The organism is Paraburkholderia sp. RL17-373-BIF-A, assembly GCF_046030175.1.
Classification (GTDB): domain Bacteria; phylum Pseudomonadota; class Gammaproteobacteria; order Burkholderiales; family Burkholderiaceae; genus Paraburkholderia.
In genome coordinates, this window is the sequence record NZ_JARESO010000050.1 from 47,530 (window position 1) to 57,745 (window position 10,216).

Genomic DNA, 10,216 nt, shown 5'->3' on the forward strand with positions numbered 1-10,216 from the left:
TCGGGGCGGCCGCCAGCCAGTATGACTTTCACCGAAGATCAAGAGTCTGGTTGCGAGACCGTTCCCCAAAGTCTGCTTCCAGGCGACCGCGCAAGGTTTCCAGCCGTTTTTGCTCCTCTGCTGGCGACAACTTGGGGCGCGGTCGGTCGGTGACTTTCCCGAATCGCTTCGGCTCATTCTCAATGAGTGCCATGAGCCGCAGGATCGCGACAAGGCGGGTATCGGTCTCAGCCGCCCAGCATTGATCAATGACCTTGATCAGGTCGTGGGCCTCTAACAGGAAAACACGCAGGTGCTGGATTTCGAGGATCAGCCTGCGGATGTTCCAGTCCGTGTGTTGTGCCCACATCTCCCTTAGTTCGGAGAGGGTGGGTGATTGAAATTCGATTGGCATGGAATGCTTCCGGTAAAACACTGTGTAAACATACAGTATTTTATCGGGTGCAACATGGCCCTCATTTTTGGCGTCATCCAGCGGCAAAGTAACTTTTCTCCCGCTGCGGGGAAAAGACAGGGCGACCGAAAGCATGTTTGCGCATGCTCCCGGTCGCCTTTCCACTGCATCAGCCAGTGAATTAGCCAAGGCCCTGACACCTACCGGTAGGCGGGCCGAATTCTAACTGAAAAAGAAAAGGCAATTCCAACTATGGCAACTCCCATCGTTCCCTGGATCGGCGGTAAGCGCCGGCTTGCAGACCATCTCATTCCTCGCTTTCCGAAGCATGAGTGCTATGTCGAAGTGTTCGCGGGCGGGGCCGCGTTGTATTTTCTTCGGCCGCCGGCAGCGGTCGAAGTCATCAACGATATCAACGGCGACCTCATCAATCTGTATCGCGTTGTGCAGCATCACCTCGAGGAGTTTGTTCGCCAGTTCAAGTGGGCGCTGACAAGCAGGCAAGTGTTCAAATGGCTACAGGACTCGGTCCCGGAAACCCTCACGGATATCCAGCGTGCGGCACGCTTCTATTACCTGCAGCACAACTGCTTTGGCGGAAAGGTGGAGGGGCAGTCGTTCGGGACGGCAACGACGACGCCACCCGGCTTGAACCTCCTCCGGCTTGAAGAGACCCTGTCGGCCGCGCACCTGCGGCTCTCCAACACGTTCGTCGAGCACTTGGACTGGAAAACGTGCATTGACCGATACGATCGGCCACACACACTGTTCTATCTGGATCCGCCATATTGGGAAACCGAGGGCTACGGCGTGCCGTTTCAGTACGGCGAGTATCTCGAAATGGCGGCTCGCATTCGTGCGTTGAAAGGCAAGGCGATAATCAGCCTGAATGACCATCCGGCGATCCGCGAGGCTTTCGGTGGATTTCACATTGAAACGGTGGACATCAGATATACGGTTGGGGGAGGGGGTAAAGAAGCCGCGAGGAAGGAGGTGATTATTTTCAGTTGGGACGACGCGGGGCAACCGGCCGGGCTTTTTTAATAGATCGACTTGATAGGGGAAGCCATGGCGGACGACATGGCTGCGATATAAACTGGCGCAGACTCGGGTAGGAAGGACCGCCTGTATTGTTGTGTCGTTTTGGTCCCTATTGCCGTGGCCGGCGCATCATCGTAAAGAGTCTGATGCGCCGGCTCGACCGTATCTTAGCGGCTCGGGCTCGTTTCCCAGTAGCAGTGCAAGCAGAATAAATATCGGGGTACGTCAAAACTATGCTGGTCGATCTTGATGAAATGGTGGCGGAATGTCCGGATCCGCGTTCTCGAAAATACATCCGGGAAGCCGTTCAATGCTACAAGGCTGGTGCGTATAGATCATCCGTCGTCGCTTGCTGGATCGCCGTCGCATTCGATCTCGTGGACAAGATCAGGGAGGTCGGTGCGAGTGGGGACCAGGCTGCGCAAGACGCGATCGCTAGATTCGATCGTGCTCGTCAGGAGCATGACGTCCGCGCGTCTCTTGCTTTCGAAAAAGATTTGTTGACGCTAGCGCGAGACAAATTTGAGTTTATATCGCAGGTAGAATTCATCGATCTCTCACGACTTGCAGAAGATCGCAATCGGTGCGCGCATCCATCGCAGGTCTCGGACACCGAGGTATTCGAAGCTTCTCCCGAACTAGCTCGACTCCACATCGTTAATGCGACTAGGTATGTGTTGTCGAAGCCCGCAGCGCAAGGAAAAGCTGCGCTTGACCGGCTGTTGTCGGATCTCGAATCACGTTTTTTTCCATCGAAACGTGCCGACGTGAAAGTCTTTCTGAGCGCCGGACCTTTGGCGAAACCGCGCGAATCGCTCCTGAAAAACTACCTAACCGTTCTTCTGAAGGATTTGATCAAGCAAATCGACGTTGACATCGAGCGGCGTCAACGTGCCGAGAATGCTTTGTTCGTGTTGCGGGACATGCATCCCGAACCATGGAAACGTTTGATTCCAGAGATCTTGGCCTCGGTGATCCCTACGTTGCAGCTGGACGAGCAACTGAAAAAGGCGGTCTCTTTCCTGGGCGAAAAAAGCGGTTGTGAGTTATGGATATATGTAGGGGACGCAGACCGCTTACGCCTATCCACTTTTGTGCAAAACTACCCGGGCGAAGACCTGAGTGAACTGGAATGGTTCTTTGAGCCGGCTAGTCTTCCGTTGCGCGCTGCCGCCTCATCGCGGATCGGCAAAGCATCTCAGGTAGAGCTATTGGACAACAGTATGTGGCTCTCGGCCCCCACCGCAGTAATAGATCGTTTGTTGTTGATTTACAGCTACAAATCGAATTTCGCGGACGCTAACGACTTCGCCAAGAGACTGCGCTATCACCTTACGGATTCCACTGAACCGCAGAAGCACCTTAGTGCTTTAATCGCGGCCGCAGCTAAGAACCCGCAAGTTCGTGGCAGTAACCAATTCCCTTTGTTGGTGAAGGAGTTCGTGGAAAAAGCTAAACTAGAGAAGGACAAAGTGAAGGAGGCCCTTGCGGCTGCCGGGTTAGAGCAACCTGAATGGTGATCGCAAAGCGATCGCTCGAACGTATGGATTGATAAGGTCACCAGAGACTGCCCATCGTGGTGGTGCAGAGGGTGACTGATGTGCTCGCCTGACGACGGTAATCATCGAACTTTGAAGACCGCTACTCTCACATTGCCCTCGCAGCTTCGCGCACCTTTTCCGAACGACTGATATCCGCAAGCGAGGGGCTATCCGGGGATGCCTAAGAGATCCCGCCAGTAATTTGGCCTCGGAAGCCATCTTTCGAGTGACCGCTATAATCTGAGAATTTGCCGGACGGCTGTCGGGGCGGCCGTTATCTCAACGCCCGACCTCCCGCTTAGAGACGACATCGCATGATAAAAAACTTTCAGCTCAAATTCGGGCGCGTGCCTGGGGCTTCCGGAGAGAGAATCGAAGCGACGCCCGTAACTGTATTTGTTGGTCCCAATAACTCGGGCAAGAGTCGCATTCTCCAAGAAATAGAGCGATATTGCAGAAGCGGTAGCATAGACGTCAACGCTTTGCTTCTTTCCGATCTTCAATTCAAGGGCTTGGACCTGCCAAGTGCAACCAGCTCGATCGAGCGCTTACGGCAACCACCAAACCCCGGGGAAACCCAAAACGTCGACCACATATTCGTTGGTAGTCGGTATGGGCGGTACCAGGTTCACTTTCCCAGCATTACACAGATTGTTCAATCGCCTTCAACTAACATCAACGCGTTTTGCCAGTGGTATCTTACCCACTACACTCTGATACTCGACGGCAGAAACCGAATCAATCTAGTGAATCAGCAAGGTGCGGGCGATCTCCAACGCCCACCCGAAAGCAGTTTTCAAGTGCTTTTTCGTGACGACAGTAAGCGGCATGAAGTGCGGCGAATGGTGTTCGAGGCCTTCGGCCGCCATTTCGTTTTGGATCCCACACTGTTGGGGCAGCTTCGAATTCGGCTGTCCGATCGAGCTCCCGTCGATGATATGGAAGAGCGCGGAATACATGCCGAGGCGGTTCGCTTCCACGCAGCATCACAACTGATCGAGGCGGCCAGCGATGGAGTGAAGGCGTTCACCGGCATTGTGACTGAGGTCATGGCCGGCGACCCGAGTGTGATTCTTGTGGACGAGCCCGAAGCGTTCCTGCATCCGTCGCTCGCCGCGAAGTTGGGTCATGAGGTCGCCCGTGCGGCTCTGTCTTCTGACAAGCGCGTTTTTGCATCTACGCACAGCCCTCAGTTCGTGATGGGCTGCATCCAGTCCGGGGCACCGATAAACATCATTCGACTAACTTATCGAGGTGGCGTTGCTACGGCCAGAGTCCTGCCTAGTGGCGAGATTCTGGAGTTAATGCGCCATCCACTCCTCCGTTCAACTGGCGTCTTGAGTGGATTGTTCTACGAGTTTGTGGTGGTCACCGAGTCAGATGCTGATCGCGCGTTCTACCAAGAAGTCAACGAACGCCTCGTTGCCCACAAACCGGAACTTGGAATTCCAAATTGCCTGTTTCTCAACGCGCAGAACAAACAAACCGTTCAGACTCTCCTGAAACCGCTTCGAAAACTCGGAATTCCTGCGGCAGGGATCGTCGACGTCGATGTGCTGAAGGACGGCGGCTCCAATTGGACAAATCTTCTCTCTAGTGCCGAGGTGCCTCAGTTGTCGCACGGTGCCCTTGCAACAATGCGCGCTGCGATTAAGGCCGCAATGAATGCCACCGGCAAGGACATGAAACGCGATGGCGGACTGCAAATCCTCCAACCCGCCGATCGTCAAGCGGCAGAGGATTTGCTCGCCCAGCTACGGCTTTATGGAATATTTGTGGTACCTGGGGGCGAGCTTGAGTCTTGGCTGAAAAGCCTTGGCGCTACTGGACATGGACCGTCGTGGCTAATTGACATGTTCGAAAAGATGGGTGAAGACCCGGCAAGTCCCAGCTACGTGCGCCCGAGTTCTGATGATGTTTGGGGGTTCTTGGGTGAAGTGAGGAAGTGGCTGATAGACCCTAATCGAAAAGGGATCCCCTCGTGAGAATCGGTAGCGCGCGGTAAGACTTCGCCCCGGCAGCATAATTCTGAAAACCTTCGCGGAGAGTTTCATGCCGGAGTCGTTAATCGGGCCAAAGTGGGCTCTTGGCCTATATCTGACGGGCCGTGCGGCTGCCATTCCCCCCTGAACTATCGCCGCCTGTGAAGGCTCGGCAAAGTTACTTTGAACGGCCCAGTTCGACCCTTGTGAGTCGTAGAAAATCGAATCGTGAGCGACCGCTTCCGCTCTGACATGAGCCAATCATCTTCAACTCATCAATCCGGAACACACGGGGCAGTCATCGCCACAAAATCCAGCATCGAAATACCTGCGAGCATCGACGCTGTTGCCATAAATCGATTCGAGCCGCTCTATGGCTCGATCCGAGGACACTCCAAGATCGCGTTGCTCACGACCAAGGAGGTTCGCACAATACTGATCGTAGCTATGGAGGCGGTTTGTGTGCACGGCTTACTTCCTCATCGGTGATCAAGCTCCAGTTTTGAACGAGCCACTCTGCTTATCGCGGCGGCGAACTTGATGCGGTCAATGACCCAGCGTGCCACGGGCATGCCCGCCGCGATGGTCTTACCGCAGGTAGCTTGAATTCGCACTTCAGATAGGCTAATTGCGACCGCGACCAGCGGTAGTCGTGCATGAATGTCGCGCAGTTCCTTTTGGTCGTTAGCGCGTTGCAGTGAAAGTCCGCCGGCGTTTCAGGCCGCTGTCAGCCAAAATCTGTCGCTGTCAGGTCCACGGGCGCGCCGCCATTTAGTTCGAGGGCATAGCAGACCGCGTCATCAATGCGAAGTCTGCCGTTATCGAACGCGACGAGCATCTCTTCCTGGGAACAGTCCTGTGCATCAAAGTGAATGACAAGCGCGTGGTAGGAGACGCTGCACCATGCCGTTTCTCCGTCAACAACTACCTCGAAGGCCACGCAGTCGCGCGATTCAGTATGACGCCCGGCAAGGATTTCGATATGCATAGCTCCCCCTCCGTCGGCCACGTTAGCGACTCGAGCCGACAATTCAGTCTACGCCTAATCGATACAGAAGCCGGATTTTCGGCCTTTGACGAGATCTGTCGCCCCGAAGACTACCCAGCATCGCCGCCCAGGTGGATAGCAGTGGCGGAGGCGGACTGCCCGGCATTTACGCGACGCAAGACGAAATTGTCGAGAAGGCCAGTGCGTGGCCACCGATCCGTTTGAAGGGCGGCGCATATGCGCAAGTGCGTCAAACACGGCAGGCTGTTTCGATACCGTGTCAGTCACCGTGGTCAATGTTACAGAAAACGTGTTGCGCCGCAGCATTGATGCCCGTATGGTGGGTTCGGGCCATACGCACGAGGTACTGCTTACGGTATGACTATCCGGTACGGTGGCGGACGGACTGGGCGTCTAGACCGGAGCATGCTGTTTCAAGAGTTCCAGACATGCGAAGGAAGCAACGTGTCGCATCATCAGCTTGAAAATGATCTTACTCATCTCGGGCGCATAGTCCCGCGACTCGTTGCTACGAGTCCGCTTGGGCTCGTCTATTGGCGCAGTCGGGTTACCGTGCTACGTTCAGTGCAGGCATTGCTTCCGGATGGGGCCCGGCGAGTGGCGCGTCTGCTTAGTTTGTTCGACCAGATTGACGGCAGACTGCATTGCCTGCAAAGGCAGCGCGCGGAGCCTGTTGAGTCGACAGTTCCGGCGCGCCAGACACGTGCTGAGCCGGGATCCGGACGGGGAGGAACTGCAGGCTGACAGTTTCGATGCTCCCGGCGGTGTCGCAAAACCAACTCACGGTAGCATCGCACGCCTGCCAAAGTTGGGGGCACGTGATGCTTTGCGCGCGACGCGCGGCTGGAGGGTCATTCAAATGGTTAAGGTCGCAATTTCGGACGCGCACCCCGTGCTACGTTGCGGTGTGCGCAGCATGCTTGAACGCGATAACGAATTTGAGATCGTAGGGGAATGTTTTGATGGCGCCAGTACGATCGCACTCATTCGCTCCGCTGAGATGCGCGTGCTCACCCTCGGGATGTCGATGCTAGGAGTGCACGGCATCAGCCTCATCGAACAGATCAAATTTGAGAAGCCATTGGTGCGTGTTCTCGTGCTGACGAGGTACCCCGAAGAAAGCTATGCCATCCGGGCACTCAAGGCAGGTGCGTCTGGCTTCGTGGCGAAAACAAGTCCGAGCGTCGATCTGCTCGACGCGGTCAGAAAAGTCGCATCGGGGGGCATTTATCTCAGTCTGACGACGACGGACCTCGTTGCGCAGATACTGCAAGCAGATAGGGCCACCTTGCCGCATCAGAGGCTGACGGACCGCGAACTTGACGTATTTGTTCGCATTGCGTCCGGCCAGGCCCCGAAATTCATCGCTCATGCACTGTCCCTTAGCGCAAAGACCATTAGCACATACCGGGCGCATATCTTCGAAAAGACCAAATTTCCTCATGACGCGGCACTTGTGCGCTACGCCGTGCGGCACGAGCTCATCGCGAAGCAGGACGACACGTGGGCGCAGTGAAAGCTGCTTGTCGCTCGTACGGATCGCACCACCGACATCGTGCAGGTTGATCCTGGTCAATGCGCGCCTTTCCATAGCGCGCCCAATGGTAAATGATGACGCAATCGGGCGTCATGCTCACCTTGTCCCTTGATCGGGCGCGCACGATCGACGGACATACCTCTTGGGGGTAACAGCATGAAACGATCTTTCGTGGTTCTATCGATGGCACTGGCGGCGGTTGGCACGACGCCGGCCTGGGCTCAAGGCACGGCCGCATCAGGTGCACAGGCGACGGAAAGCACCGACAGCATTGTGCAAATGAGAAGCGAAATACGCGCTGCCAATGCGACTTACCGCGCGAAAGTGCATGCCATTGACAGAAGGCGGGATCAGGAGATTGCGAAGGCTCGGTCCGAGCGGAACAAGGCCGTCGAGGCCGCACGATCGGGGGTCAGCAGTAGCTGATGACTCTGCGCAAATCCGGTCCGGGCAAGGCCGCGGCCGGCAACGCGTCCCGTGGCTCATGAAGAGAACACATATTTGCAAGCGACGATAATTGGCCATGAAGCGGTGCTCATGCAGTAGGCCTTGCGTCACACACTCATCGAGGGCGCCGACGCACCTGAACTTCTAACGGCAGCACGACCTGTCGTCAAACGTTTTACATCTACGTCAAGGGAGTAGCCATGAATACCGAACAGGTAACGAAACCGAAAAGCTGTGACACCTCATACTGTTGAGGGTCTTTCCGCTAAGCGTATGTCTCATTCGACGTCTGGAGCGGCCAGTCGCAGACACAGGCCGACCGTCCGTTCATGGCCGATTGTTGCCGGATGAGCGCACGAGCCGGGGTAGCGGAATACTCCTCAGATGTGCGAAGAGGGGAAATTCTGTTTGCTACAGATCTGCTACAGCAAGGGTAGCCATCCATATCTGACAGGCCTTGCGCCTGCCATTCCACCCCCTGAACTATCGCCGCCCGAGAAAAAACCCGGCAAAGTGACTTTTGACGGCCCAGTTCGAGCAGTTGCCGCCGTTCGATGGCCTCGGTGGTGAAGGGGTGCGATGGCGTCATACCTCAGCGGGGACGGCATATCTGGGCAGTGAAACGGTAAATATGCAACCACTGCCGGGTACGTCGCGCACGCTGAGAGTACCGTTGCTTCCCTCTACGCTGCGCCTAGCGATTGACAGACCCAGACCCAGTCCGGTTTTGTCCGCACCGTTCTGTGTGAAAGGCTGGAACATCCTTTCCGCATCGCCGGCCGGGAGGCCGCCGCAATGATCCTTCACGTCAATCAGGATGCGATCTGACAACGCATACGCGTCCAACGTCACCTCGGTGTGTTGGTGCGTAAACTTAAAAGCGTTTTGCAGCAGGTTGCCGACAGCCGAATAAAGCTGATCGCGGTCGCCACTGATGGCAAGACGGATGTCTACATCGGAAACGGTCAATACGCACCCACGAACCTGCGCCGCAAGGTCAGCCGAATATTTCACTTCAGCTATGAAGTCGGCGACGGAGAACAGTCCGGATTGCGCGGAAATTCCTCCTGCCGCACGCACCTCTTCCAGAGAATGATCTATCAGCTGACGTAAGCCGTTCAGACTGCGCTCCAGAACTGACCCAGTGGCTCCAGACAGACTCAAATTTCCGGTTTTTGCTGCCGTGAAAGCGAGCGTTGCGCTCTGCAAAAAATTACGCAGCTCATGGGCGAAAAACCCCAGCTGTTCATGCATCTCAATGGCTTGTCGGTCTGCAAGGACGAAATCGCGCTGATAGCTGAATTCGGTGACCGCATCAGCGATGGCATTGTCCAGACAGCGGTTGAGGGTTCGAAACTCGTCTATCAGAAATGGAGCGTCGCGCTCATACGCGAGGTCTGTAATTGCTTGGCACAGGTCGCCGTAATCGTGAACGACCTGGTCAACCGAGAACCCAAGCTTGAGCAACTCCCGCCCGTGCTCTGCCGCTGACTTGCCGATCTCGGATGGAGACGCGCCCCCGCCCGAAGGACCCGAGATCCTGTGGCTGTCCATGGGTTGCGACGTCTGTTCGGCCCGAAGAGTCCTGATGAGCTGATCCAGAAACATCGGCACACCATTTTGAAGTTGCTGCGCAGTTGCATCGCGCGCCGGCCGCTGCGCCACCTTCGCCCGGCATCGTTTTATGAGTTCACTGCGGTTGTTCGCCAGAAACACGTACATCATGATGTACCCCCAGTGCGGTGATTTCCGTCGCTCTTTCTAGTTACCCAACGGCGCGGCCGGGAGCGACTCACGGCGCAAGCCTTATTCACCGGGGTATCGCCCGGCAGTGGGCAAAGCACGACCGCGCGTTTTCGCATGGGTGACGACAGTGACAGTTGGTATTGCGAGAATGCGAAAAACCAACGGCACGAATAATGAAGCGTCACCCCAAGCGCGAGATTAGCCGCTTCAATGTAAAAACTCCGCTGCCTTCATGTTACGCCCTCTGCGCCGGTAAGTATTTTTTTCCGCAGGCAGCTATGGTCTGGGCGGGGATCCATAAGCCGGCAAGTTGGCGTCGACCAATACGTGGCTGCTCATCGAGATGCGAAGATAGCGCATGCCGCTAAAACTGGCCGATTGTCGTCGGATGAGCGCCAGCGAGCTGGGACTGCGAAATGATCGGCCGATGTGCTAAGTGGGGAAGTCTTGCGTGCTACAGATCTGCTACAGCAAGGGTAGCCATCCATAGTGTGCTACGAATGCAAGCGCAGCGGTTGC

The 10,216-nt window shown here is 55.9% G+C and carries 8 protein-coding genes; 5 read left to right on the top strand and 3 right to left on the bottom strand.

The genetic code is table 11. The features are described from left to right. Window positions 1-28: 28 nt before the first annotated feature. Window positions 29-529: a hypothetical protein gene (locus P0D80_RS37815; RefSeq protein ID WP_408291455.1), complete on the bottom strand. Its 501-nt coding sequence runs from the start codon at window positions 527-529 to the stop codon at window positions 29-31. Window positions 530-646: 117 nt separating this feature from the next. Here P0D80_RS37815 and P0D80_RS37820 point away from each other — a divergent pair, with 117 nt between their 5' ends. From P0D80_RS37820 to P0D80_RS37830, 3 genes are all read left to right on the top strand, one after another. Next, window positions 647-1,438 (top strand): DNA adenine methylase, encoded by a 792-nt coding sequence (locus tag P0D80_RS37820; protein ID WP_408291457.1) that lies wholly within the window; start codon window positions 647-649, stop codon window positions 1,436-1,438. Window positions 1,439-1,668: 230 nt separating this feature from the next. Beyond that, complete coding sequence (locus P0D80_RS37825; RefSeq protein ID WP_408291460.1) at window positions 1,669-2,955, top strand: hypothetical protein; 1,287 nt, start codon at window positions 1,669-1,671, stop codon at window positions 2,953-2,955. 335 nt (window positions 2,956-3,290) lie between these two features. Next, entirely contained in the window at window positions 3,291-4,961 is a 1,671-nt protein-coding gene (locus tag P0D80_RS37830; protein WP_408291462.1) for an ATP-dependent nuclease, read from the top strand. 724 nt (window positions 4,962-5,685) lie between these two features. On the opposite strand, the gene P0D80_RS37835 is transcribed toward P0D80_RS37830, so the two are convergent. Continuing rightward, window positions 5,686-5,946 (bottom strand): DUF1488 family protein, encoded by a 261-nt coding sequence (locus P0D80_RS37835; RefSeq protein ID WP_408291464.1) that lies wholly within the window; start codon window positions 5,944-5,946, stop codon window positions 5,686-5,688. A gap of 880 nt (window positions 5,947-6,826) precedes the next feature. On the opposite strand from P0D80_RS37835, the gene P0D80_RS37840 reads away from it, so the two are divergent. Next, complete coding sequence (locus tag P0D80_RS37840; RefSeq protein WP_408291471.1) at window positions 6,827-7,483, top strand: response regulator; 657 nt, start codon at window positions 6,827-6,829, stop codon at window positions 7,481-7,483. A 177-nt stretch (window positions 7,484-7,660) separates the two neighbouring features. After that, window positions 7,661-7,930: a hypothetical protein gene (locus P0D80_RS37845; protein ID WP_408291466.1), complete on the top strand. Its 270-nt coding sequence runs from the start codon at window positions 7,661-7,663 to the stop codon at window positions 7,928-7,930. Window positions 7,931-8,536: 606 nt separating this feature from the next. On the opposite strand, the gene P0D80_RS37850 is transcribed toward P0D80_RS37845, so the two are convergent. Further along, window positions 8,537-9,676, bottom strand: a complete 1,140-nt coding sequence (locus P0D80_RS37850) for a sensor histidine kinase (RefSeq protein ID WP_408291467.1) — start codon at window positions 9,674-9,676, stop codon at window positions 8,537-8,539. Window positions 9,677-10,216: the final 540 nt, after the last annotated feature.

Bases quoted from the DNA above. Each gene is read 5' to 3' on its own strand.
- P0D80_RS37850 (WP_408291467.1), bottom strand. From the start codon at position 9,676: ATGATGTACGTGTTTCTGGCGAACAACCGCAGTGAACTCATAAAACGA.
- P0D80_RS37825 (WP_408291460.1), top strand. From the start codon at position 1,669: ATGCTGGTCGATCTTGATGAAATGGTGGCGGAATGTCCGGATCCGCGT.
- P0D80_RS37845 (WP_408291466.1), top strand. From the start codon at position 7,661: ATGAAACGATCTTTCGTGGTTCTATCGATGGCACTGGCGGCGGTTGGC.
- P0D80_RS37840 (WP_408291471.1), top strand. From the start codon at position 6,827: ATGGTTAAGGTCGCAATTTCGGACGCGCACCCCGTGCTACGTTGCGGT.
- P0D80_RS37820 (WP_408291457.1), top strand. From the start codon at position 647: ATGGCAACTCCCATCGTTCCCTGGATCGGCGGTAAGCGCCGGCTTGCA.
- P0D80_RS37835 (WP_408291464.1), bottom strand. From the start codon at position 5,946: ATGCATATCGAAATCCTTGCCGGGCGTCATACTGAATCGCGCGACTGC.
- P0D80_RS37830 (WP_408291462.1), top strand. From the start codon at position 3,291: ATGATAAAAAACTTTCAGCTCAAATTCGGGCGCGTGCCTGGGGCTTCC.
- P0D80_RS37815 (WP_408291455.1), bottom strand. From the start codon at position 529: ATGCTTTCGGTCGCCCTGTCTTTTCCCCGCAGCGGGAGAAAAGTTACT.